Annotated in this window: 20 protein-coding genes; 11 read left to right on the plus strand and 9 right to left on the minus strand. The window is 71.6% G+C overall.

All coding sequences use genetic code 11. The annotated features are described in order from the left end of the window. Positions 1-122 precede the first annotated feature (122 nt). The 5 genes from HNR01_RS10835 (at position 123) to HNR01_RS10855 (ending at position 5,240) form a co-directional block, all read left to right on the plus strand. The gene (locus HNR01_RS10835) at positions 123-692 is read left to right on the plus strand and encodes a F0F1 ATP synthase subunit delta (protein ID WP_017484870.1); all 570 of its coding nucleotides are present in this window, start codon (positions 123-125) and stop codon (positions 690-692) included. 71 nt (positions 693-763) lie between these two features. After that, positions 764-2,293: a F0F1 ATP synthase subunit alpha gene (gene atpA, locus HNR01_RS10840; protein ID WP_017484869.1), complete on the plus strand. Its 1,530-nt coding sequence runs from the start codon at positions 764-766 to the stop codon at positions 2,291-2,293. A gap of 91 nt (positions 2,294-2,384) precedes the next feature. Further along, entirely contained in the window at positions 2,385-3,275 is an 891-nt protein-coding gene (locus tag HNR01_RS10845; protein WP_183667730.1) for a F0F1 ATP synthase subunit gamma, read from the plus strand. A 25-nt stretch (positions 3,276-3,300) separates the two neighbouring features. Beyond that, entirely contained in the window at positions 3,301-4,758 is a 1,458-nt protein-coding gene (gene atpD / locus HNR01_RS10850) for a F0F1 ATP synthase subunit beta (protein ID WP_153873900.1), read from the plus strand. Positions 4,759-4,838: 80 nt separating this feature from the next. Further along, the gene (locus tag HNR01_RS10855) at positions 4,839-5,240 is read left to right on the plus strand and encodes a F0F1 ATP synthase subunit epsilon (protein WP_017484866.1); all 402 of its coding nucleotides are present in this window, start codon (positions 4,839-4,841) and stop codon (positions 5,238-5,240) included. 141 nt (positions 5,241-5,381) lie between these two features. Here the strand turns inward: HNR01_RS10855 and HNR01_RS10860 are convergent, their stop codons facing one another. The 5 genes from HNR01_RS10860 to HNR01_RS10880 all read right to left on the minus strand — a co-directional run bounded on the left by HNR01_RS10860 (position 5,382) and on the right by HNR01_RS10880 (position 8,674). Then, positions 5,382-6,656, minus strand: coding sequence for a CCA tRNA nucleotidyltransferase (locus HNR01_RS10860; RefSeq protein ID WP_183667731.1), 1,275 nt, complete (start codon positions 6,654-6,656; stop codon positions 5,382-5,384). Next, entirely contained in the window at positions 6,653-6,910 is a 258-nt protein-coding gene (locus HNR01_RS10865) for a DUF6111 family protein (protein ID WP_017484864.1), read from the minus strand. Before HNR01_RS10865 ends, HNR01_RS10860 begins: the two co-directional genes overlap by 4 nt. 68 nt (positions 6,911-6,978) lie before the next feature. Continuing rightward, a complete protein-coding gene (locus HNR01_RS10870; protein ID WP_183667732.1) occupies positions 6,979-7,662 on the minus strand; it encodes a CoA pyrophosphatase in 684 nt (227 codons plus the stop codon). Further along, complete coding sequence (locus HNR01_RS10875; protein ID WP_183667733.1) at positions 7,659-8,243, minus strand: DUF1285 domain-containing protein; 585 nt, start codon at positions 8,241-8,243, stop codon at positions 7,659-7,661. The genes HNR01_RS10870 and HNR01_RS10875 overlap by 4 nt, the downstream gene beginning before the upstream one ends. Next, positions 8,240-8,674 (minus strand): PaaI family thioesterase, encoded by a 435-nt coding sequence (locus HNR01_RS10880; RefSeq protein ID WP_017484861.1) that lies wholly within the window; start codon positions 8,672-8,674, stop codon positions 8,240-8,242. Before HNR01_RS10880 ends, HNR01_RS10875 begins: the two co-directional genes overlap by 4 nt. A 211-nt stretch (positions 8,675-8,885) precedes the next feature. Between HNR01_RS10880 and HNR01_RS10885 the strand changes: the two genes are divergently transcribed. From HNR01_RS10885 to HNR01_RS10900, 4 genes are all read left to right on the plus strand, one after another. Beyond that, positions 8,886-9,896 carry an AAA family ATPase gene (locus tag HNR01_RS10885; protein ID WP_017484860.1) on the plus strand — a complete coding sequence of 337 codons (1,011 nt, stop codon included), beginning with the start codon at positions 8,886-8,888 and terminating at the stop codon, positions 9,894-9,896. A gap of 11 nt (positions 9,897-9,907) precedes the next feature. Continuing rightward, positions 9,908-10,822 carry a DUF58 domain-containing protein gene (locus tag HNR01_RS10890; protein WP_017484859.1) on the plus strand — a complete coding sequence of 305 codons (915 nt, stop codon included), beginning with the start codon at positions 9,908-9,910 and terminating at the stop codon, positions 10,820-10,822. 13 nt (positions 10,823-10,835) lie between these two features. Next, positions 10,836-13,682: a DUF4159 domain-containing protein gene (locus tag HNR01_RS10895; protein ID WP_183667734.1), complete on the plus strand. Its 2,847-nt coding sequence runs from the start codon at positions 10,836-10,838 to the stop codon at positions 13,680-13,682. A 193-nt stretch (positions 13,683-13,875) separates the two neighbouring features. After that, a complete protein-coding gene (locus HNR01_RS10900) occupies positions 13,876-15,966 on the plus strand; it encodes a hypothetical protein (RefSeq protein WP_183667735.1) in 2,091 nt (696 codons plus the stop codon). A 151-nt stretch (positions 15,967-16,117) separates the two neighbouring features. Here HNR01_RS10900 and HNR01_RS10905 read toward each other — a convergent pair whose 3' ends face one another. Together HNR01_RS10905 and HNR01_RS10910 are read right to left on the minus strand one after the other, a co-directional pair. Continuing rightward, positions 16,118-16,897: an alpha/beta fold hydrolase gene (locus HNR01_RS10905; protein ID WP_183667736.1), complete on the minus strand. Its 780-nt coding sequence runs from the start codon at positions 16,895-16,897 to the stop codon at positions 16,118-16,120. Positions 16,898-17,071: 174 nt separating this feature from the next. Next, on the minus strand, positions 17,072-17,650 hold the full coding sequence (locus HNR01_RS10910; RefSeq protein WP_183667737.1) for a DUF308 domain-containing protein: 579 nt from the start codon (positions 17,648-17,650) through the stop codon (positions 17,072-17,074). A 162-nt stretch (positions 17,651-17,812) separates the two neighbouring features. Here HNR01_RS10910 and HNR01_RS10915 point away from each other — a divergent pair, with 162 nt between their 5' ends. Together HNR01_RS10915 and HNR01_RS10920 are read left to right on the plus strand one after the other, a co-directional pair. Next, the gene (locus tag HNR01_RS10915; protein ID WP_183667738.1) at positions 17,813-18,718 is read left to right on the plus strand and encodes an AraC family transcriptional regulator; all 906 of its coding nucleotides are present in this window, start codon (positions 17,813-17,815) and stop codon (positions 18,716-18,718) included. Positions 18,719-18,834: 116 nt separating this feature from the next. After that, entirely contained in the window at positions 18,835-21,735 is a 2,901-nt protein-coding gene (locus HNR01_RS10920) for a PAS domain-containing hybrid sensor histidine kinase/response regulator (protein ID WP_183667739.1), read from the plus strand. Positions 21,736-21,766: 31 nt separating this feature from the next. On the opposite strand, the gene HNR01_RS10925 is transcribed toward HNR01_RS10920, so the two are convergent. After that, a complete protein-coding gene (locus HNR01_RS10925) occupies positions 21,767-21,913 on the minus strand; it encodes a hypothetical protein (RefSeq protein WP_183667793.1) in 147 nt (48 codons plus the stop codon). 44 nt (positions 21,914-21,957) lie between these two features. Next, positions 21,958-22,842, minus strand: coding sequence for an alpha/beta fold hydrolase (locus HNR01_RS10930; RefSeq protein ID WP_183667740.1), 885 nt, complete (start codon positions 22,840-22,842; stop codon positions 21,958-21,960). Between the last annotated feature and the right edge of the window lie 94 nt (positions 22,843-22,936).

A 22,936-nucleotide genomic window follows, 5' to 3' on the forward strand; every position in this document is an offset into this window, starting at 1 on the left:
GAGACCGATCAAGGCCTTCCGTGCCCGGTGCAATTCCAATCCCCACGGGTCTCACGCCGTCGCCGTCACGAGGCGAGTTCGAGCATGAGGGGCCGGCGGGCAAGGATAAGAGAGAGCGACGGGTGGCGCAGAACGGTTCCGAGGGTCCCCTGTTGGCCGGTGTGGCGGGCCGCTACGCTTTGGCCCTGTACGAGCTGGCCCGCGACGAGCGGCAGGTCGACGACGTTGCCAAGAACCTCGATGCGTTCGACGCGCTGTATCGCGAGAGCGCCGACCTGCGCCGCCTCGTGAAGAGCCCCGCCTTCTCGGCCGAGGAGCAGACGGCCGCCGTCGGCGCCCTGCTCGACCGCGCCGGCATCACGGGGCTGGCCGCCAACTTCATCAAGCTCTCGGCCGCCAACCGCCGCCTCTTCGCGCTGCCGGACATGATCCGCGCCTATCGCGAGAAGGTGCGCGAGGCCAAGGGCATCGTCCGCGCCGAAGTCCGCGTGGCGGAGAAGCCCTCCGACGCGGTCATCGAGGACATCAAGGCCTCGCTGCGCGACGTCGCTAAGTCCGAGGTCGAGATCGACCTCCACATCGACCCGAGCCTGATCGGCGGCCTCGTCGTCAAGATGGGCTCGCGCATGGTCGATGCCTCGCTCCGGACCAAGCTCAACAGCATCCGTCTCGCCATGCGGGAAGCCCGCTGAGGGGCCCGACCCCTCGCGAACTGACCCGACACCCGAACAGACACGCACCCGACCTTTAAAGAGGCCCGACGATGGACATCCGCGCCGCCGAGATCTCCGCGATCCTGAAAGAGCAGATCAAGAATTTCGGCCAGGAGGCCGAGGTGACGGAAGTCGGGCAGGTGCTCGCGGTCGGCGACGGCATCGCCCGCGTCTACGGCCTCGACAACGTCCAGGCCGGTGAGATGGTCGAGTTCGAGTCGGGCGTGCGCGGCATGGCCCTCAACCTCGAGCAGGACAATGTCGGCGTCGTGATCTTCGGCTCCGACCGCGAGATCAAGGAAGGCCAGACCGTCAAGCGCACCGGCGCCATCGTGGACGTGCCGGTCGGCAAGGGCCTGCTCGGCCGCGTGGTCGACGGCCTCGGCAACCCGATCGACGGCAAGGGCCCGATCCAGTCGACCGAGCGCCGCCGCGTCGACGTGAAGGCGCCGGGCATCATTCCGCGCAAGTCCGTGCACGAGCCGATGGCCACCGGCCTCAAGGCGATCGACGCCCTGATCCCCGTCGGCCGCGGCCAGCGCGAGCTGATCATCGGCGACCGCCAGACCGGCAAGACCGCGATCGCGCTCGACACGATCCTCAACCAGAAGCCGGCCCATTCGGGCACCGACGAGAACGCCAAGCTCTACTGCGTCTACGTCGCCATCGGCCAGAAGCGCTCCACCGTCGCCCAGTTCGTGAAGGTGCTGGAGGACCAGGGCGCGATGGAATACTCCATCGTCATCGCCGCCACCGCCTCCGACGCCGCGCCGATGCAGTTCATCGCTCCGTTCGCCGGCTGCGCCATGGGCGAGTACTTCCGCGACAACGGCATGCACGCCGTGATCGTGTACGACGACCTCTCCAAGCAGGCGGTGGCCTACCGCCAGATGTCGCTGCTGCTGCGCCGCCCGCCGGGCCGTGAGGCCTATCCGGGCGACGTGTTCTACCTCCACTCGCGCCTGCTCGAGCGCGCCGCCAAGATGGGCGACGCCGCCGGCAAGGGCTCGCTGACCGCGCTCCCCGTGATCGAGACCCAGGCCAACGACGTCTCGGCCTACATCCCGACCAACGTGATCTCGATCACCGACGGCCAGATCTTCCTCGAGACCGACCTGTTCTACCAGGGCGTCCGCCCGGCGGTGAACGTCGGCCTCTCGGTCTCCCGCGTCGGCTCCTCGGCCCAGACCAAGGCGATGAAAAAGGTCGCCGGCAAGATCAAGGGTGAGCTGGCGCAGTACCGCGAGATGGCGGCCTTCGCCCAGTTCGGCTCCGACCTCGACGCCTCGACCCAGCGCCTCTTGAACCGCGGCGCCCGCCTGACCGAGCTCCTGAAGCAGCCGCAATTCTCGCCGCTGAAGATGGAAGAGCAGGTCGCGGTGATCTACGCCGGCGTCAACGGCTACCTCGACAAGCTCCCGGTCAACCAGGTCCGCGCCTTCGAGGACCAGCTCCTGAGCACGCTGCGCTCGAAGCACCAGGATTGGCTCGACTCGGTGCGCGACTCCAAGGACCTGTCGGACGCCAACGCCAACACGCTCAAGGGCGTGATCGAGACCGTCGCCAAGTCGTTCGCGTAAGGCGGTCGATTAGAAGAGTAACGCCAGACGGCCGCTTTCCCCGGGGAGCGGCCGTCGCCGAGACGTCCGCGAGCGATCTGGAAATCCGCCGATGCCGAGTTTGAAGGATCTGCGCAACCGCATCACCTCGGTGAAGGCGACGCAGAAGATCACCAAGGCGATGCAGATGGTCGCCGCCGCCAAGCTGCGGCGCGCCCAGAACGCCGCCGAGAACGGGCGGCCCTACGCCGAGAAGATGGCCCAGGTGCTCGGCAACCTCGCCGGTAACCTGATCGGCGGCGTCGGCGCCCCGCGCCTGCTCTCCGGCACGGGCCGGGACCAGACCCACCTGCTCATCGTCTGCACCGGCGACCGCGGTCTGGCCGGCGCCTTCAACTCCTCGATCGCGCGTCTCGCCCGCGACCACGCCAACCGGCTGATGGCCGAGGGCAAGACCGTCAAGATCATCACGGTCGGCAAGAAGGGCCTCGACATCCTGCGCCGCCAGTTCCGCGACCAGATCGTCGCCTCGCGCGACATCCGCGGCAACCGGCCGGTCGACTATCCCTTCGCCGCCGAGATCGCCGACGACATCCTCGCCCGCTTCGAGGCCGGCGAGTTCGACGTGGCGACGCTGTTCTACTCCGAGTTCCGTTCGGTGATCTCGCAGATCCCGACGGCGCAGCGGATCATCCCGGCCGAACTGCCGGAGTCCGGCGCCGCCGACTCCAAGGCCGGCGGGTCCGACGCGGCGTTGGAGTTTGAGCCGAACGAGGAGACGATCCTCGAGACGCTGCTGCCGAAGAACCTGACCGTCCAGGTCTTCCGGGCGCTCCTGGAGAACGCCGCCTCGGAACAGGGCGCGCGCATGAGCGCCATGGATTCCGCGACCCGCAACGCGGGCGAGATGATCAAGAAGCAGACGCTGGTCTACAACCGCACGCGTCAGGCCATGATCACCAAGGAACTCATCGAGATCATTTCGGGCGCGGAAGCGCTCTGACCGCCGCATAAGAGGAATCATCGCAATGGCGAACACCGCTTCCCCCGCCACCAACCCGACCAACGCGAAGGGCCGCATCACCCAGGTCATCGGCCCGGTGGTCGACGTGCAGTTCGACGGCTACCTGCCGGAGATCCTGAACGCGCTGGAGACCAAGAACCAGGGCAACCGCCTCGTGCTCGAGGTGGCGCAGCAGCTCGGCGAGAACACCGTGCGCTGCATCGCCATGGACACCTCGGAAGGCCTCGTGCGCGGCCAGGAGGTCTCCGACACCGGCGCGCCGATCAAGGTGCCGGTCGGCCACAACACGCTCGGCCGCATCATGAACGTCATCGGCGAGCCGATCGACGAGGCCGGGCCGATCCAGGCCGACACCTTCCGCGCCATCCACCAGCCGGCCCCGTCCTACGACGAGCAGTCGACCGAGGCGCAGATCCTCGTCACCGGCATCAAGGTGGTGGACCTGCTCGCTCCCTACGCCAAGGGCGGCAAGATCGGCCTGTTCGGCGGCGCGGGCGTCGGCAAGACCGTGCTGATCATGGAACTGATCAACAACATCGCCAAGGCCCACTCGGGCTACTCGGTGTTCGCCGGCGTCGGCGAGCGCACCCGTGAGGGCAACGATCTCTACCACGAGATGATCGAGTCCAACGTCAACAAGAACCCCAAGGAGAACAACGGCTCGGCCGAGGGCTCCAAGTGCGCGCTGGTCTACGGCCAGATGAACGAGTCGCCCGGCGCCCGCTCCCGCGTGGCCCTGACCGGCCTGACCATCGCCGAGCAGTTCCGCGACGAGGGCCAGGACGTGCTCTTCTTCGTCGACAACATCTTCCGCTTCACGCAGGCGGGCTCCGAGGTGTCGGCGCTCCTCGGCCGCATCCCCTCCGCGGTGGGCTACCAGCCGACGCTCGCCACCGACATGGGCGCCCTGCAGGAGCGCATCACCACCACGACCAAGGGCTCGATCACCTCGGTGCAGGCGATCTACGTGCCGGCGGACGACCTGACCGACCCGGCCCCGGCCACCTCCTTCGCCCACCTCGACGCCACGACCGTGCTCTCGCGCTCGATCGCCGAGAAGGGCATCTACCCGGCGGTGGACCCGCTCGACTCCACCTCGCGCATGCTCTCCCCGGCCATCCTCGGCGAGGAGCACTACGAGGTCGCCCGTAAGGTCCAGCAGACCCTGCAGCGCTACAAGTCGCTCCAGGACATCATCGCGATCCTGGGCATGGACGAGCTCTCGGAAGAGGACAAGCTGACGGTGGCCCGCGCCCGCAAGATCGAGCGCTTCCTCTCGCAGCCGTTCCACGTCGCCGAGGTGTTCACCGGCTCGCCGGGCAAGCTCGTCGCGCTCGAGGACACGATCAAGGGCTTCAAGGGCCTGGTCGAGGGCAAGTACGACGACCTTCCGGAGGCCGCCTTCTACATGGTCGGCTCCATCGAGGAGGCCCAGGAGAAGGCCAAGAAGCTCGCCGCCTAAGAACGGCCAACGCTTCCCATCCGGTGCGCGGAGCCGACACGACCCCGCGCGCCGCTCAACCTCTCGCGGACACCTGACGCATGGCCACCTTCCACTTCGATTTCGTCGGCCCCGAGCGGACGCTGTATTCCGGCGAGGTCGAGGCGGTGCAGCTTCCCGGCGTCGAGGGCGAGATGACCGTGCTGCCGGGGCACGCCCCGGTCCTGACCGCCCTCAAGGTCGGCGTCATCACCGTCACCGAGACCGCCGGCAACGGCAAGCGCATCTACGTCCAGGGCGGCTTCGCCGATATCGGCCCGACCAGCGTGACGGTGCTCGCCGAGCGCGCCGCGCCGATCGAGGAGCTCACCCCCGCGCAGATCGACAAGGAGATCGAGGCGGCGGAGCTCGCTCGCGATGCGACCGAAGATTACGCCAAGCGCGAGGCCCTGAACGCCCAGATCGTCCAGATGCAGGAAGCCCGGCACACGCTGAGCCTCTGATTCTCGCCAACATTTCGGTCTTCGAAGGGCGCCGGGAAACCGGCGCCTTTTTGTTTTCGTGGAAGACCCGCGCATTCGCGGACGTCGGCACCGGAGCCCTCTTGTCCCGTTTCGGGTTGAGGGCCTCACGGCCGCCCCCGCTCACGGCGCCTCCGCCACCTCCAGCGCCCGCGCGATCAGCCGTTCCCGGGCCTCTGCATCGTCCGGGCAGCCGCTGGCGAGCCAGAGTTCCCGGGCGGCCTTGAGGCCCAGGCCGACCGCCCGGCCCGGCGGGACGCCGCGCGCCACGAGATCGGCACCGGCCACGGGGAAGGTCGGCCGGGTGCCCGCTTCCGCCATCCGGTCGAGCGCCGCGTGGGCCGCCGGCGTGACGCGGGGGCGCGGCTCGCCGGCGAGCGCGATCAGGAGTTCGCGTAGCGGTCCGGCACCGTGGGTCGCGACGAGGGCGGGCACCGCTTCCGCCTCGATCACCGGCCGGTCGTGCAGGACGGCCAGAGTTGCGGCGTAATCGGCGAGGCGCGCGTGCTCGGCCCGCGAGAGGCGCAGGCTTGCCTGCAGCCGGTCCGCATCCTCGCTCGTGCGCACGGCGAGCGCCGCGAAACGGGCGATGGCGTCGAGGCGGGGCGGATCCGCCGCGCAGCGGGCGAGCCGGCCGAGTTCGCCGACGCCGCCGAGGATGCGCAGGAGCAGGCCGGTCTCGCTCAAGGTGGCCACCGCCTCCACGGCGCGGGGGGCGAGCAGCAGCTTCAGGAACTCGGCGCGCACCCGCTCCCGCGAGAGCCGGTCGAGGCTGTCGCGCGCCGCGATCGCGGCGGCGAGGCCGTCGGCATCCGGGGCGCCGCGTCCGTAGCGGGCATGGAAGCGGAAGAAGCGCAGCAGCCGCAGGGCGTCCTCGCGCAGGCGGGTCGCGGCGTCGCCGATGAAGCGCACCCGGCCGGCGGCGAGGTCGGCGACGCCCCCCGTCGTGTCGTGCAGGCGCCCCCGTGCGCCGAGCGACAGGGCGTTGATGGTGAAGTCGCGCCGCTCGGCATCGCGCGCAAAATCGCGGCCGAAGCGCACCACCGCGTGGCGCCCGTCCGTCTCCACATCCTCGCGCAGGGTCGTCACCTCGTGCGGCTCGCCCGCCACGACGAGGGTGACCGTGCCGTGCTCGATCCCCGTCGGCACCGCCTTGATCCCGGCGGCGCGGGCGCGCTCGATCACCGCCTCCGGCGGATGCGTGGTGGCGAGATCGATGTCGCTGACAGTCGCGCCGAGCAGCGCGTCGCGCACGCAGCCGCCGACGAGGCGCGTCTCCTCGCCCGGCGCGTCGAGCGCCGCGAGGCAGGCCTGCACGCCCTCCCGTGCCAGGAGCCGGGCGGGGCCGTCCGCGGTCAGCGGCGGGGGAAGCGGCGAGGGCGCCGGGTCGGCGCTCATCGGAAATGGCCCGGCACCAGCCGCCCGTTCTCGTAGCGCGGCGGCTCGTAGCCGTCCTTGGTGCGCTGCCCGGTCAGCCCGGTCATGACCAGGGAGGCGATGACGATGAACAGCCCGGCCAGCACCAGACGCGTCCATTGCGGCTTCCACTCGGCGTGGTCGAGCGGCGAGCGCCGGGCGAACAGCAGCCAGGCTGCGAAGGCCAGGAAGGGCAGGGAGAACAGGAGGATTTCCTGGAGGACGAGGCGGAGCATCGATGCTGCGATCTGCGAGGGGCCGCGAGGCGCCCGTCGGGCGTGAAGGCGTTCAGGCGTCGAGACGTTCAGGGATAAAGACGTTCGTAGAGGTTATGCACGATCCCCGCCGTGACACCCCAGATCAGGTGCTCCGCGAAGGGGATGGCGTAGAAATAGCGCGTCCGGCCCCTCCATTCCGCCGAACGGACGAGATGCCGCGCCGGGTCCATCAGGAAGGCGAGCGGCACCTCGAAGACCGCCGCCACCTCCGCCGGGTTCGGGCGCAGGGCCGCCTCGCGCGCCACGACGCCGACCACCGGCACCACGAGGAAGCCGGTGCCTGAGAGATAGGGGTCGAGATAACCGAGCGGACGCACCGCCCCGCTTTCCAGGCTGATCTCCTCCCGCGCCTCGCGGAGCGCCGTGTCGACCGGCGAGGTGTCCTCGGGATCGACCTTGCCGCCGGGGAAGGCGACCTGTCCGGAATGGTCGCGCAGATGCGCAGCCCGCTGGGTGAACAGCAGCGTCACGCCCTCGGGGCGGTCGATCACCGGCACCAGCACGGCGGCGGGCCGGTGCGGCGTGGCCGGGGCGACGGCGAAGCCCTCCGGCTGGAGGTCGTGGTCGCCGCGCGGGTTCGACAGCGGAACGCCCGGCCCCGGCGCCACGTGGCTCAGGCGGTTTTCCGCCCGCGCGAGGAACGCGTCGAGCGTGAACGCCTCCGCCGGCCCATCCGCCGGGGATCTCGCTGCCGCCTCGGGCAGCCTCATGCGGCCTCGCCGGCGGGGGCGATGCGGTGGAAATGGCCCCCGGCCCAGAGGCCGAACCATCGTTGGCCGTCGATCTCGCGCTCCTCGCTCATCTCGACGAGATCGTAGGTGAGGCTCCGGCTCACCAGAGCCCAGAGGTCGCGGCGGACATGGAGATAGGGCTTCAGGCCCTCCGCCCCGTCGATGAAGCGGAGAGGGTGCTCGGCATCGGCCGGGACGAGATCGTCCACGTTGGTGCGGAAGGCGATGCGGCGCGCCTCGCCCTGGCCCTCCACCGCCATCTCCACCGCGGCGAACGGGGCGTCCTCCACCTGGATGCGCACCCGCTCGGCCGGCGTGACGAGCACGGTCGAGCCGTCGGGCTCCTTGCGCAGGATCGAGGCGAAGAGCCGGACGAGCTTCGGCCGCCGGATCGCCGAGCCGTTGTGGAACCACGTGCCGTCGGCAGCGATGCGGATGTCGATCTCGCCGCAATGTTCCGGATGCCAGCGCTCCACCGGCGGAAGACCGCGTTTGCCGACCTCGCCGAGGGCGGCGCTGAGCCGGGCCAAAGCCGGATCGTCGGAGGGGGGCTGGGTCATGACTTGTCGCCGGGCCTGTCTTTCAGAACCTTCCAGATTCCCGTCACCGCCGCCAGCGGCCGGCCGCCGCTGGTGAGCGTGCCGCGCACGAAGACGAGGGAGGCGGTCTTCCGCACGATCTCCGGCACGGTCTCGATCAGGTCGCCGATCTGCGCCGCGCCGACGAACTGGCTCGACATCTCGATGGTCACCGCCCGCGCGCCGTCGCAGGCGTCGCGCACGACGATGCTGAGCGCCCGGTCGGCGAAGGTCAGCAGCATGCCGCCATGGACGATGCCGACGAAGTTGCCGTGCCGCTCGTCGGTGCGGAAGGCGAACTCCTTCGTGCCCGCGACCGTGCGGTGATAGACCGGCCCGACATGGGCGATGAAGCCCGGGTCGGTGAAGGCCTCCCAGCCGTCGGGAAAGGCCGCGCGCTCCTCGTCCGTCATCAGGTCTCGCCTCCCACGGCCGCAGAGTTCCCGAACCCCGCCGCGATGCACCACGTTGCACGATGTCGCGGGCGTCCTGACCCCCGCCGCTGGATCGCCCATATAGCGCCGAACTGCCGCGCGGCAGCGCCGCGCTTGCCTTCGGCCCGCGTTCGGCGCCAGACTCAAGCACTTTCGGGCCTGCGCGCCCGGTCATCGCAGGGTTCACTTCATGGCACAGGGCGCCGGACCGGCCAGCACGACGAGCCTCGACGACGGGATCGTCGCCACCGCCGAGACCTGTCTCGCCGCGATCCGCGAGGCGCGGGAGGCGATCCACGGGGTCATCTTCGGCCAGGAGAAGATCGTCGATCTGGCGCTGGTCACGATCCTGGCCGGCGGCCACGGCCTGCTCGTCGGCCTGCCGGGTCTGGCCAAGACCAAGCTGGTCGAGACGCTCGGCACCGTGCTCGGCCTCGATGCCCGCCGGGTGCAGTTCACGCCGGACCTGATGCCCTCCGACATTCTCGGCACCGAGATCCTCGACGAGGATGCCGAGCGCCGCCGCTCCTTCCGCTTCGTGCGGGGACCGGTCTTCACCCAGCTCCTGATGGCCGACGAGATCAACCGCGCCAGCCCGCGCACGCAATCGGCCCTGCTCCAGGCGATGCAGGAGCACTTCGTCTCGGTGGCGGGCGAGCGCCACGACCTGCCGCGCCCCTTCCACGTGCTGGCGACGCAGAACCCGATCGAGCAGGAGGGCACCTATCCGCTGCCCGAGGCGCAGCTCGACCGCTTCCTCCTTGAGATCGATGTCGGCTATCCCGACCGCGCCGCCGAGCGCCGCATCCTGATCGAGACCACCGGCGTCGAGGATGCGCGGGCCCGGGCGGTGATGAACACCGAGCAGCTGCTCACGGCGCAGCGCCTCGTGCGGCGCCTGCCGGTCGGCGACGCCGTGGTCGACGCGATCCTCGACCTCGTCCGCTCGGCCAGGCCGGAAGGCGGCGATCCGGCGATCGCGAAAAAGCTGCTGTGGGGGCCGGGCCCCCGCGCCAGTCAGGCGCTGACCCTGGCCGTGCGCGCCCGCGCGCTGATCGAGGGCCGCGTCGCGCCCTCCGTCGCCGACGTGAAGGCGCTCGCCGAACCGGTGCTCAAGCACCGCATGGCGGTGACCTTCGCCGCGCGCGCCGACGGCGAGACGGTGGCCGGCCTGATCGGCCAGCTCGCCGCCAAGCTCTGAGTTCGCCGCGGATGGCCTCCACCCGGCTCGTCGAGGCCGAGAGCCGCCGCCCCGGCGGCGCGCAGACCGGCGGCGCGCTCGCGCTCGCCGAGGTGATGCCGCGCCTCGTGCTCGAATCGCGCCGCGTCTCCGGCACCCTGGCGCACGGCCTGCACGGGCGCCGCCGCGCCGGACCGGGGGAGAGCTTCTGGCAGTTCCGCCCCTTCGTCACTGGTGAGGCGGCTGCCCGCATCGATTGGCGCCGCTCGGCCCGCGACGACCGGCTCTACGTGCGCGAGCGCGAGTGGGAGGCCGCCCACAACATCTGGATCTGGATCGACCGCTCCGCCTCGATGGGTTTCGCCTCGGATCTGGCCCAGACCTCGAAGGTCGAGCGGGCGCTGGTGCTGGGGCTGGCGCTCGCCGACACCTTCGTCGAGGGCGGCGAGCGCGTCGGCCTGCTCGGGCTCACCCGCGCCAGCGCCTCGCGCGGCATCGTCGAGACCCTCGCCCAGGCGTTGGTCGACGACCGGGCCGGCCTCATGCAGGATCTGCCGCCGCCCGCCCGCCCCGGGCGCTTCGACGAGGTGGTGCTGGTGAGCGATTTTCTCACGCCGCTCGACCGGGTGCGCGAGGCGGTGCAGGCCAATTCCGTCCACGGCAACCGCGGCCATCTCGTGCTGGTGGCCGACCCGGTGGAGGAGACCTTCCCCTTCACCGGCCAGGCCGTGCTGCACGATCCGGAAGGCGGCCTGAGCCTCGATATCGGCGAGGCCGGCGCCTGGGGCGAGGCCTACCGCGCGCGCATCGCCGCCCACCGCGACGGCCTCTCCGAGATCGCGCGGCAGCGGGGCTGGACGCTGACGATCCACCGCACCGACCGGCCGGCGAGCGAGGCCGCCCTGCGCGTCCTCACCCTCGTCGCCGCCGCGCGCGGGCTCGGCTGAAAGGCGAACCGCATTGTTCGGGATTCCGCTCACCTTCGCCGCTCCCCTCGCGCTCGCCGCGCTCGTCGCGCTGCCGGCCCTGTGGGTGCTGCTGCGGGTCACGCCGCCGCGTCCGCGCCGGATCCACTTCCCGCCGCTGGCGCTGGTCGCCGACCTGCTGCCGAAGCGCGAGACTCCGGCCCGCACCCCGCCCTGGCTGCTGATCCTGCGCATCCTCGCCGCCGCCTGCCTGATCCTCGCGGTGGCCGGACCAGTGTGGAATCCCGGCGGCATCGGCGCCGCCGCGGGGCGGGAGCCCCTGCTCCTCATCCTCGACAACGGCTTCGTCGCCGCCCAGGATTGGCGCGACCGCCTGCGCGCGGCCACCGACGAGATCGAGGCCGCCGCCCGCGACGGGCGCCCGGTGGCTCTGGTGGCGAGCGCCGAGGCGCCCGCGCCCTTCGAGGCCCGGCCGCCGGCCGCCGCGCTCGAGCGCCTGCGGGCGATCAAGCCGCGGCCGCATCTCGGTGACCGGGACGCGCATCTGGCCTCGATCGGCACCTTCCTCGAGCGGATGCCCGCTGCCTCGATCGTCTGGATCAGCGACGGCGTGCGCGGCGTCGGCGAGACGGATTTCGCCAAGTCTCTCGGCGATCTCGCGAGCCGCCACGGCAGCGCGGTCACCGTGCTCAAGGCCGAGCGTTCCCCGGCCCTCGCCCTCGAAGGCTCGCCGGTGCAGCCGGGCGAAAAACTCTCGGCGCAGGTTCTGCGGGCCGAAGCCAACGGCCGCGATGCCGGGCTGGTGCGGGCCCTCGACCAGAAGGGCCTGCCGCTCGCCGAGAGCCGGTTCACGCTTCAGCCCGAGGCGCGCGAGGCCAGCGTCAGCTTCGACCTGCCGGTGGAGCTGCGCAACGCCATCGCCCGCCTGGAGATCGAGGGCGAGCATTCGGCCGGGGCCGTGGTGCTGATGGACGAGCGCGGCAAGCGCCGCCGGGTCGGCCTCGTCTTCGGCGGCACCCTCGATCAGGCCCAGCCGCTGCTCGCGCCGACCTACTATCTCGCCAAGGCGCTCTCGCCCTTCGCCGACGTGCAGCAGCCTCGCGCCGGCCAGGGCACCGCCGAATCCATCGGCCAGATGCTCGACAATCAGGTCTCGGTGCTGGCGCTGGCCGATGTCGGCGCCCTCGACGACCGGACGCTCGCGCGGGTGGAGACGTTCGTGGAGGAGGGCGGGTTGCTCTTGCGCTTCGCCGGCCCCCGGCTCGCCGCCGGCAACGACCCACTGGTGCCGGTGCGCCTGCGCCGGGGCGGGCGCTCGCTCGGCGGCACCCTCTCCTGGGACCGGCCCAAGACCCTCGCGGCCTTCGCGCCCGAGAGTCCCTTCGCCGGCCTGAACCCGCCCGCCGATATCGGTGTGCGCCGCCAGATCCTGGCCGAGCCCGACGGCGACCTTCCCGGCAAGACCTGGGCGGCGCTCCAGGACGGCACGCCGATCGTCACGGCGGGCAAGCGGGGGCAGGGCCTCGTGGTGCTGTTCCATGTCACCGCCGACACCACATGGTCGAACCTGCCGCTGTCGGGCCTGTTCGTGGACATGCTGCGCCGGGTCGTCGGCCTCGCCGGCCCGTCCGCCAAGCTCGGCGAGGGTGATGGCCGGCAGGCCAATGGACAGGCGAAGGCCGCGCTGCTCGCCCCGCGCCTGACCCTCGACGGCTTTGGCGCGCTGGGCTCGCCGCCGGCCAGCGCCACCGCCGTGCCCGCCGATTTCGCCGACCGCGCCGGCCCCGAGCACCCGCCGGGCTTCTACGGTACGGCGGAGGGCGGCATCGCCGTCAACGCACTGGCGCCGGGCGACCGGCTCAGACCCCTCGACCTGACCGGTCTGAAGGGCGCCCGGATGGGCTCGCTCGCCGGAGCCGAGACGCTGGACCTGCGCGCGCTGCTGTTCAGTCTCGCGCTCACGCTGCTCGCCCTCGACACCCTGGCCGGCCTCTGGCTCGGCGGCTTCTTCCGCGGAGCCGGCCGCGTCTCGCGCGGGCGGGCGGCCACCGCCGCCCTTCTGCTGCCGGCGCTGCTCGGCCTCGCCCTCGTGTTCGCGCCGCCTCCGGCACGGGCGCAGGAGCCGCCGGCCAACCGGCCGAACGGCATCGAATCGGCGCTGGCCACCCGGCTCGCCTTCGTCGTCACCGGCGACGCCGCGACCGATGCCGCGAGCCGGGCCGGCCTGTCGGGCTTGAGCCAGATGCTGGCCGCCCGCACCGCCCTGGAACCCGGCGAGCCCGCAGGCCTGAACCTCGAGAAGGACGAACTCGCCTTCTATCCCCTGATCTACTGGCCGATCGTCGCAGGACGCCCGCAGCCGAGCGAGGCGGCGATCCGCAAGATCGACGCCTTCATGCGGAACGGCGGCACGGTGATCTTCGACACCCGGGACGCCCAGACCGCCCGCGCCAACGGTCCGCCGACCCCGGAGACGGCCTATCTGCGCAAGATGCTGGCGACCCTCGAAGTGCCGGAGCTCGAGCCGGTGCCGCCGGACCACGTCCTGACCAAGGCGTTCTACCTCGTCGATTCCTTCCCCGGCCGCCTCAGCACCGGCCAGACCTGGGTCGAGACGATCCCGCCGGCCGGAGAGGGCGGCGAGCGCCGCCCGGCGCGCGCCGGCGACGGCGTCACGCCGATCATCATCACCGGCAACGATCTCGCCGCCGCCTGGGCGGTGGGCCGCAACGGCGAGCCGCTCTACCCCGTCACCGGCGACCAGCGGCAGCGCGAGATGGCGTTCCGCGGCGGCATCAACATCGTGATCTACACCCTGACCGGAAACTACAAGGCCGATCAGGTCCACGTGCCCGCCCTGCTGGAGCGGTTGGGACAGTGATCGTTTCGAGGACACGCGACCCCAAAATCCCTCACCCTTCTGCGGGGGAGGGTGCCTTGCGGATGCAGGGCGGGAGAGGGGGCAGCTCAGGTCTATCCGGAAACGGCGCTTCCCTCACCCGCCCCCCTTCGGGGGCCACCCCCTCCCGCGCAGGGGAGGGGGGATTCTCGCGCGATAAAGGAGGCCCCGCCCCATGCTGAGCCTCAGCTTCACCCCCCTCGTCCCCTGGCCGGTCCTGGCCGGATTCGGCGTGCTCGCCGCGATCCTCGCCGTCGTGGCGGTGCTCGCCCGCGGCCGCACGGCCCTGCTGCGGGCGGTGGCGCTCGGCCTCGTCGTGCTCGCCCTCGCCAACCCCTCGCTCGTGCGCGAGGATCGCGACCCGGTGAAGGACGTGGCGGCCATCGTCGTCGACCGCTCCGGCTCGCAGACGCTGGGCGAGCGCCCGGCCATGACCGACGCGGTCAAGGCCGAGCTGGAGCGCCGCTTCGGCGCGCTCGCCAACATCGAGCCCCGCTTCATCGAGGTCGGCGACGCGCAGGGGGCCGAGGGCGACGACGGCACCAAGCTGTTCACCGCCCTGACCCAGGCGCTCGCCGACGTGCCGCCGGAGCGGATCGCCGGCGTGGTGATGCTGACCGACGGCGTGGTGCACGACATCCCCGCCTCCCTCGATGCCCTCGGACTCAAGGCGCCCCTGCACGTCCTCGTCACCGGCCGGCCGGACGAGCGCGACCGCCAGATCAAGATGCTGGAGGCCCCCCGCTTCGGTATCGTCGGCCGGGACGTGACCCTGCGCGGCGAGGTGATGGAGCGCGGCGGCACCGGCACGGCGGTCGTCACCGTGCGCCGCGACGGGGAGGAGATCGACCGGCAGAGTATCGCCACCGGCGTGCCGTTCTCGCTCACCACCCATATCGAGCATGGCGGCCCCAACGTCGTGGAGATCGAGGTCGAGCCGCTGCCGGGCGAGCTCACCACGGTCAACAACCGCGCGGTTCTCCCGATCGAGGGCATCCGCGAGAAGCTCCGGGTGCTGCTCGTCTCCGGCGAGCCGCACCAGGGCGAGCGCACCTGGCGCAACCTCCTGAAGTCGGATGCGAGTGTGGATCTCGTCCACTTCACGATCCTGCGGCCGCCGGAGAAGCAGGACGGCACCCCGATCTCCGAGCTCTCGCTGATCGCCTTCCCGACCCGCGAGCTGTTCGTTCAGAAGATCAAGGATTTCGACCTCATCATCTTCGATCGCTACGCCAACCAGAGCGTGCTGCCGCAGGCCTATTTCGACAACATCGTCCGCTACGTCCGCGAGGGCGGGGCGCTGCTCATCGCCGCCGGGCCGGAATTTGCCGGCCCCGCCAGCCTCGCCCGCACCCGGCTCGCCTCGATCCTGCCCGGCGATCCCTCGGCCAAGGTGGTCGAGCAGCCGTTCAAGGCCGCGCTCACCGAGACCGGCCACCGCCACCCCGTGACCCGGGCGCTGCCGGGCTCGGAGGCCAGCCCGCCGGCCTGGGGCGACTGGCTTCGCATCATCTCGGCCCAGACGCGGCCGGGGGTGCAGCCGATCCTGTCGGGCGCCAACGGCCTGCCGCTCCTGGCCCTGTCCCGCGAGGACAAGGGCCGCGTCGCCCTGATGCTCTCGGATCAGGCCTGGCTCTGGGCCCGCGGCTACGGGCAGGGCGGTCCCTATCTCGACCTGCTGCGCCGCCTCGCCCACTGGCTGATGAAGGAGCCGGCCCTCGAAGAGGAGGCGCTGCGGGCGCAGGTGACGGGTCGGGGCCGCGAGGTGCGCGTCGAGCGCCAGACCATGGCCGACGAGACGGGCCCCGTCACGATCACCGGCCCGACCGGCAGGGAGCGGCAGTTCGACCTGACGAAGGCCGAGACCGGCCTGTTCACGGCGACCTTCGAGGCGCAGAGCCTCGGCCTCCACACCATCCGCTCAGGCAACCTCGTCGCCTTCGTCAGCGTCGGACCGGCCAATCCGCGCGAACTCGCCGACGTGTTCAGCGACACCGAGCGGCTGAAGGGCGTGGCCGAGGGCTCCGGCGGCACCGTGCGCCGGGTGGCGGCGGCGGGCGGCACCATCGAGGTGCCCCGGCTCCAGATCACCCGCGGCGGCCGCCTGGGGGGCGCCGACTGGATCGGCTTCCGCCCGAGCGACAGCGCCACCGTGCGCGGCGTCGAGGTCTATCCCCTCGGCATCGGCCTGTGGGCGCTGGCCGCCCTCGCGGCGGCGCTGCTGGCGATGTGGCTGGTCGAGGGGCGGCGCGGACGCGCGGCCTAGAGCGCGTGCCGACGGACGGGAGACCGGTTCGTCGGCGGGATGCGCGTCGCGACAAGGTCCAGGAGACGCCGACCCGATGCAGCCAGGTCGGATACGGCGCCCGGGGGAGCCGCCGGCCCGGCAGGCGTTCACACCCTTCCGGTCACGCTCCTCAGGGGCGCCGTTGCGGCTGTCCCGCGGCTTCGAGGATGAGGTCTGCGATCGCCTGGGGTTGCGAGATCAGCGCCAGATGGCTCGCGGCCAGCTCGATCGTCCGCGCCTTCATCCGGCCGGCCATGAAGCGTTGAAGGTCGGGATTGATCGTCCGGTCCTCCGTCGACACGGCGTAGAAGCTCGGCTTCGAGCGCCATGCGGCCTGTGTTGTCCGGGCCGTGAGCAGCCCTTTGCGAAACGGCTGCTGGACGGCGAACAGAACCTTCGCCCGCTCCGGGGGCAGGTCGCCGGCGAAATCCCTGAGGAAGGCGGCTTCGGTGAGGCGCCCCTCGTCGCCGTCGAAGACGATACCGGCCGAGGCCGGCGGCGTCGGATAGGTCTTGGCCAGCGCCGTGTAATCCTCGCCGGCATCGGGGGCCCGCGCCGCGACGTAGACCACGGCTGTGACCTTCGGATCGGCGCCGGCCTCGGTGACGATCATCCCGGAGAAGGAATGCCCGACAAGGACGGTCGGCCCCTCCTGCCGGGCCAGGACGCGCTGCGCGGAGGCGACCGCCTCATCGAAGCTGGTCAGCGGATTCTGCACCGAGGTGACGGTGAGGCCCGCCGCCTGCAGCCGTGGGATCACCTCCGACCAGCACGACCCGTCGGCGAAGAGGCCGTGCACGAGCACGACATTGCGCGCACGCGGCACGTCCTCGGCTCGGCTCGATCCGGGCAGCAGCGCCGCCGCGGTGACGGCCGCAAGCGATCGGTTCAGGGTTCGGCGGGTCAACATGCCTGCTGCTCCTCTCGGGATCGATATCCTTGCGCGTCCCTTCCGACGGGATTCCGGCCCCGTGGAAAAATTCCGGCCGCTCCCCCCGCCGGCGCCCGCCGACAGGGGAGGCGCGCGACGGCCTGTCCGCGGCGCTCCGACGATTGCGGTCGCACCGGCCCGGATCCACGGGCGTCATGCGAGGTGTTCGGCCGATGCGTTTCTGATCATCGCCACCCTCAGCCACACGGCCGAGACGAGGAAGTAGAAGGCACCGAACGCGGCATAGGGCGCAAGATCCGCGATGCCGGGGGCCGCGGCGCCCGCGGCCAGCGTGACGAAGAAGCCGCCCGCGAGCGTCGACTGGGCCCCGCTCAGCACCATCGCCCATTGGGCACCCGCCTTCCAGCGGCGGAGGCCGGTGACGAGCTGCAGCAGGCCCGAGAGGATCGCCCAGACGCCGAAGACCGCCAGAACCGCGTGCAGGCTCCAGCCGAGGGCGACCGCGACCGCGACGGCGACGGCGCCGCTGACCGCCGCGTTGAGGGACTGGCTGGGATTGGCGGCCAAGCCGCCGCTGCGCCGCGCGTCGAGGAGATTGGCGGCGGCGTCCCAGGCGGGATAGGCGACCAGAAGCACCGCCGCGGCGGGTGGCGCGGCCCGGCCGATGGTGAGGGCCGCCGCGACCCAGCCGACGGAGACGCCGGCGCGGAGGAAGTAATAGGAACTCAGCCAGCGCGGAGCGTCACGGTCGGGTTGTTGGACGATTGGCATCGGATTTTCCTTCACGGGCGTGCCATGAGCGGCGCGGGCTAGTGGGCAGCCACGGGGGAGACCGGCCGGCAAGCTTGCCGACCTGTGAGAAAGAGGTGTTGATCCAGGGCGTTACGCGCTGCGTCAGGGGGCATCGTGTACAGCCGGGGACCGACGACACCCATGGCCGGATCGCTGGAAAACTTGACCGATCTTCCGGATGGCGGACCGCGCGGCGGCGTCTCCGGCGATCTCCTCTCGCACGTGCTGGCGCAGATCCGGCTGACCGGGGACCATGTTCGGTCGCGTGACGTGGCGCCGTCGGAGCATTTGGATCTGGAGGCCGGAGCGGCTCATGTCCTGGTGCTCGCCGACGGCGCGCTTCACATCGAGGACGCCGGCGAGGCGCCGGTCGTGATCGACGGGGGCGACCTCCTGCTGCTTCCCCGCGGGCTCGGCGGGGCGCGGCTGGTGGCGTCTCGGGCGCGGGCGTCGGTGATCGTGTGCCGGTTCTGGTTCGATCCTCACAGCCTTCGCGGTATGATCGCGGCCCTGCCCGAGCGCATCCACATCGGGCGCGCGGAGGGCGCGGGCTGGCTGGAGGGCATCGTGCCCTTCCTGATGGTCGAGGTGACCGACGACGCGCCCGGCGCGGCCCTGATGATCTCGCGGATCATCGACGTGATCGTCATCCGCACCCTCCGAACATGGGTCCAGCGCGGGCACACCACCGGATGGCTGGGCGGCCTGTCCGACGCCCGCATCGCCAGGGCGCTGAAGCTCGTGCACGAGAGGCCGCTGCAGCGATGGAGCGTCGACGCCCTGGCGGAGGCGGCCGGCATGTCGCGCTCGAGCTTCTGTGAACGCTTCGCCGCGCTCGTCGGCCGCTCGCCCCTGCGCTATCAGAACGAGTGGCGGCTCAACCTCGCCCGGGCCATGCTCGCCGCCGGCGACGCGCGTATCGGCGAGATCGCGCTGCGTGTCGGCTACGAGTCCGAATCCGCCTTCAGCCGGGCCTACAAGGCCATGTTCGGCTACCCGCCGAGGCGCGAAACGCCGTCGCCGGGCGAGGAGCGGCTTCCGGACTAGAGCCGTGACTGGCCGAACGGCTCCGGGGCGGCGTCTCCCGGCCGGACGTGCCCGCGCCCGGTCCGGAACAGCCCTGAGCCCTGGTGGCCGGGCGCGACCTGTGCAATCCCGGCTCGATGACCCAATCCCTCCCGTTCCTGGCCGGGGGCGGCGAGGCCGCCCGCATGATCGCCGAGCGCGACTGGTCGGACCACCCGCTCGGCCCCCCGCAGACCTGGCCCGAGTCGCTGCGCACGGCGTTGAGTCTCATCCTGAACTCGCCCGAGAGCATGATCCTGGCCTGGGGGCCGGATCTGCACTTCTTCTTCAACGACACCTACTTCCCGCTGCTCGGCCCCCGCCTGTCCTGGGCCATGGGCGAGCGCTTCGACCGGGTCTGGGCCGATGGCTGGGACCAGGCCAAGCCGATCATCGACGACGCCTTCGCCGGGCGGAGCCGCCGCTTCGAGGATCTGCCGTGGAAGCTCGCCACCGACCGGGGCGAGGCCGAGACGTGGTGGAGCTTCTCCTACTCGCGGGTGCTCGACGGCGCGGGCCGCATCGCCGGCCTGTTCATCTTCACCAACGAGACGACGAAGCGCGTCCGCACGGAAGCCTCGCAGCGGGACAGCGAGGCCGCCCTGCGCCGCAGCGAATCGCTCCTGTCGGCGACGCTGGAGGGGCTTCCGGTCGGCGTCATCATCGCCGACGCCGAGGGGCGGATCGTGCGCGACAATCCCGCCAACCGCGAGATCTGGGGCATTCCGCCGGAAACCGCGAGTTGGTCGGGCTACGGCGACTGGGTCGGCTACTGGCCCGAGACCGGCGAGCGCCTGCGCGCCGAGGAATGGGGCATGGCCCGCGCCCTCCTCAACGGCGAGATCGTGCGCGGCGAACTCGTGGAGATCGAGCGTTTCGACGGGGCCGGGCGCCGGCTGTTCCTCAACAACGCCGCGCCCATCCGCGACGGCGCGGGGAGGATCATCGGCGGCGTGGTCGCCGAACTCGACGTGACCGAACGGATCGCGGTCGAGCGGCGGCTGCGGGAGAGCGAGGCGCTCGCCCGCGTCAATGCCGAGCGGGTTCAGCTCGCGCTCTCGGCCGGCGCCATCGTCGGCACCTGGCTCTGGGATCTGCCCACCGACCGCTTCACGGTGGACGAGGCCTTCGCCCGCGCCTTCGGCCTCGATCCGGCGCACGGGCGCGAGGGCCTGAGTCTCACCCAGGTCGTCGAGACGGTCCATCCCGACGACAAGGCCGGGCTGGCCGAGGCAATCCATGCCGCCATCGCCCGCGGCGGCGCCTACGCTCACCAGTACCGGGTGCGGCGCGCGGACGGGCGCTATTACTGGATCGAGGCCAACGGCCGGGTCGATCACGCGCCCGACGGCACGCCGCTGAGCTTCCCCGGCGTCCTGATCGACGTGGAGGAGCGCCGCGCCGTGGCGGAGGAGCGCGACCGGGCCATCGTGCTCTTGCGCCGGCTCAACGAAACCCTGGAGGAGCAGGTCGCGGCGCGCACCGCCGAGCGCGACCAGATCTGGCAGGCCTCCAGCGACCTTCTGGCGGTGGCCGATTCCGAGGGCCGTTTCGTCAGCCTCAACCCGGCCTGGAGCGCGACGCTGGGCTGGAGCGAGGCCGAGTTGACGGCGCGTCCCTTCCTCGACTTCGTCCACCCCGAGGATCAGGACCGGACCCGCGCCGCCGCCGCCGGCCTCGCCCGCGGCGAGATGCAGCTCGGCTTCGAGAACCGCTACCGCGCCCGCGACGGCAGCTATCGCTGGTTCTCCTGGAACACCGTGCCGCGCCAGGGCCTCATCTACGCCTCCGTGCGCGACGTGACCGCGATCAAGGAGCAGGCGAAGGCGCTGGCCGAGGCCGAGGAGGCCCTGCGCCAGTCGCAGAAGATGGAGGCGGTGGGCCAGCTCACCGGCGGCCTCGCCCACGACTTCAACAACCTGCTCGCCGGCATCTCGGGCAGCCTGGAGCTGATGCAGACCCGCATTGCCCAGGGCCGGCTCAAGGATGTCGACCGCTACATGAGCGCCGCGCAGGGGGCGGCCAAGCGGGCGGCGGCGCTCACCCACCGCCTGCTCGCCTTCTCCCGCCGCCAGACGCTGGATCCGAGGCCGACCGACGTGAACCGGCTGGTGACCGGCATGGAGGATCTGATCCGCCGCACGGTCGGCCCCACCATCACCATCGAAGTCGTGGGCGCGGCCGGGCTCTGGCCGTCTCTCGTCGATCCGCCGCAGCTCGAGAACGCGCTGCTGAACCTGTGCATCAACGCCCGCGACGCCATGCCGGAGGGCGGGCGCATCACCATCGAGACCGCCAACAAATGGCTCGATGCGCACGCCGCGCGCCGGCACGAGGTGATGCCCGGCCCCTACCTGGCGCTCTGCGTGACCGATACCGGCACCGGCATGAGCCCGGACGTGCGTGCCAAGGCGTTCGACCCGTTCTTCACCACCAAACCCACCGGCCAGGGCACGGGGCTGGGGCTGTCGATGATCTACGGCTTCGCCAAGCAGACCGGCGGACAGGTGCGGATCTATTCCGAGTTCGGCGAGGGCACGACGGTCTGCCTCTACCTGCCGCGCTATCACGGCGAGGCCGAGGCGCCCGACTCCCTCGGCCCGCTGGTGGATGCGCCCCGGGCCGAGCGGGGCGAGACGGTGCTCGTCGTCGACGACGAGCCGACGGTGCGGATGCTGGTGACCGAGGTGCTGGAGGAACTCGGCTACACCGCGATCGAGGCCGCCGACAGCGCATCGGGCCTCAAGGTGCTGCAATCGGACGTGCGCATCGACCTGCTCATCTCCGATGTCGGGCTCCCCGGGGGCATGAACGGCCGCCAGATGGCCGATGCCGCGCGCCTCTCCCGCCCGGATCTCAAGGTGCTGTTCATCACCGGCTACGCCGAGAACGCGGCGGTGGGCAACGGCCAGCTCGAGCCCGGCATGGCAGTGCTGACCAAGCCCTTCGTGGTTGAGACCCTGGGCCTGCGCATCCGCGACATCATCTCGCGCGGGTAGGGCGCCGCCGTCGCCCCGGCCCGCGCGGCCCTCAGGAGAGGAGCCCGGTTCGCCGCCCGAGCCACAGCGTCGCCGCCGCTCCGGCGAACATCGTCGCGCCGAACACCCAGCCCGAGACGGCGCCCGCCATGATGCCCGACAGCAGCGTGCCGACGCTGCAGCCGAGCCCCGATTGCACCGCCGCATGGAGGGCGCGCGGATGGACGGCTGTGGACCGATCCGTCAGTCTCCGATCCGCTCGAAAAAGTCCGCGATCGCCCGCGCCGCCGCGTCCGGCCGCTCCCGGTGCGGGAAGTGCCCGGCATCCTCGAAGGGCGCGAGATCGAGGTCGGAGAAGGTCTCGCCGAGGCGGTCTGTCCAGGCGTAGGGGAACAGCGGGTCCCGCGTGCCCCAGCGGATGCCCGTGGGCACGGTGATCGGCGGCAGGGCCGGGGCCTCGCCCCGCAGCATGGCGAGCCGGCTCGCCTGCTGGCTCAGATACCAGTTGAAGCCGCCCTGCAGGTTGCCGGGCGCGAGGAAGTTGTCGGTGAAGGCCTCGAGCACGTCGTCGAAGGCGGCCGGGTTGGCGCCGGCCCAGTGGCGCAGGAAGTGGCCGATATAGGCGCGGCAGCTCTCACGACTGGCGCCGACCACCTCCGCCGCGAACGGCTTGAGGTGGAAGGACTGGTACCAGATCTCGGCCAGCATCTCCGGCTGTGCCAGCCGCGGGCCGATGCCGGGATAGGGGCAGTCGAAAAAGAACAGGCCGGTGAGCCGGTCGGGATGCCCGCGCCCGAGCGCCTGACCGACGGAGGCGCCGACATCGTGGCCGACGAGGCCGGCCCGCTCGATCCCGAGGGCGTCGAGAAGGCCCAGCATGTCGGCGGCGTGGACCTCGGGGCCGGCCCTGTCGGAAGGGCCGGCATCGGGTTTCTCGCTGGCGCCGAAGCCGCGCAGATCCGGTGCGATCAGGCGGAAGCGGTCGGCCAGCCGGGCCATCACCGGTTCCCAGGTGAGCCAGAATTCCGGCCAGCCGTGCAGCAGCAGCACGGGCCGGCCCGCGCCCGCTTGCGCGACGTGCAGCTGCACGCCGTTGGCCGTCACCGTGTCGTGCCGGATCTCCACCATGGCGCCCGTTCCTCTCTTCCGCGAAACCGTCCGCCAGGCAAAGCGGCGCTCCCGCCCACCCGTTCCGCGGCGCCCCCTCACGGGCTCGCACGGC

The organism is Methylorubrum rhodesianum (assembly GCF_014199985.1).
In the GTDB taxonomy this organism is placed as follows: domain Bacteria; phylum Pseudomonadota; class Alphaproteobacteria; order Rhizobiales; family Beijerinckiaceae; genus Methylobacterium; species Methylobacterium rhodesianum.

What these genes read in the sequence shown, in the direction of transcription:
- HNR01_RS10905 (WP_183667736.1), bottom strand. Translation starts at nt 16,897, where the DNA reads ATGTTGACCCGCCGAACCCTGAACCGATCGCTTGCGGCCGTCACCGCG.
- HNR01_RS10910 (WP_183667737.1), bottom strand. Translation starts at nt 17,650, where the DNA reads ATGCCAATCGTCCAACAACCCGACCGTGACGCTCCGCGCTGGCTGAGT.
- HNR01_RS10855 (WP_017484866.1), top strand. Translation starts at nt 4,839, where the DNA reads ATGGCCACCTTCCACTTCGATTTCGTCGGCCCCGAGCGGACGCTGTAT.
- HNR01_RS10885 (WP_017484860.1), top strand. Translation starts at nt 8,886, where the DNA reads ATGGCACAGGGCGCCGGACCGGCCAGCACGACGAGCCTCGACGACGGG.
- atpD (WP_153873900.1), top strand. Translation starts at nt 3,301, where the DNA reads ATGGCGAACACCGCTTCCCCCGCCACCAACCCGACCAACGCGAAGGGC.
- HNR01_RS10845 (WP_183667730.1), top strand. Translation starts at nt 2,385, where the DNA reads ATGCCGAGTTTGAAGGATCTGCGCAACCGCATCACCTCGGTGAAGGCG.
- HNR01_RS10870 (WP_183667732.1), bottom strand. Translation starts at nt 7,662, where the DNA reads ATGAGGCTGCCCGAGGCGGCAGCGAGATCCCCGGCGGATGGGCCGGCG.
- HNR01_RS10865 (WP_017484864.1), bottom strand. Translation starts at nt 6,910, where the DNA reads ATGCTCCGCCTCGTCCTCCAGGAAATCCTCCTGTTCTCCCTGCCCTTC.
- HNR01_RS10900 (WP_183667735.1), top strand. Translation starts at nt 13,876, where the DNA reads ATGCTGAGCCTCAGCTTCACCCCCCTCGTCCCCTGGCCGGTCCTGGCC.
- HNR01_RS10875 (WP_183667733.1), bottom strand. Translation starts at nt 8,243, where the DNA reads ATGACCCAGCCCCCCTCCGACGATCCGGCTTTGGCCCGGCTCAGCGCC.
- HNR01_RS10920 (WP_183667739.1), top strand. Translation starts at nt 18,835, where the DNA reads ATGACCCAATCCCTCCCGTTCCTGGCCGGGGGCGGCGAGGCCGCCCGC.
- HNR01_RS10880 (WP_017484861.1), bottom strand. Translation starts at nt 8,674, where the DNA reads ATGACGGACGAGGAGCGCGCGGCCTTTCCCGACGGCTGGGAGGCCTTC.
- HNR01_RS10915 (WP_183667738.1), top strand. Translation starts at nt 17,813, where the DNA reads ATGGCCGGATCGCTGGAAAACTTGACCGATCTTCCGGATGGCGGACCG.
- HNR01_RS10860 (WP_183667731.1), bottom strand. Translation starts at nt 6,656, where the DNA reads ATGAGCGCCGACCCGGCGCCCTCGCCGCTTCCCCCGCCGCTGACCGCG.
- HNR01_RS10890 (WP_017484859.1), top strand. Translation starts at nt 9,908, where the DNA reads ATGGCCTCCACCCGGCTCGTCGAGGCCGAGAGCCGCCGCCCCGGCGGC.
- atpA (WP_017484869.1), top strand. Translation starts at nt 764, where the DNA reads ATGGACATCCGCGCCGCCGAGATCTCCGCGATCCTGAAAGAGCAGATC.
- HNR01_RS10930 (WP_183667740.1), bottom strand. Translation starts at nt 22,842, where the DNA reads ATGGTGGAGATCCGGCACGACACGGTGACGGCCAACGGCGTGCAGCTG.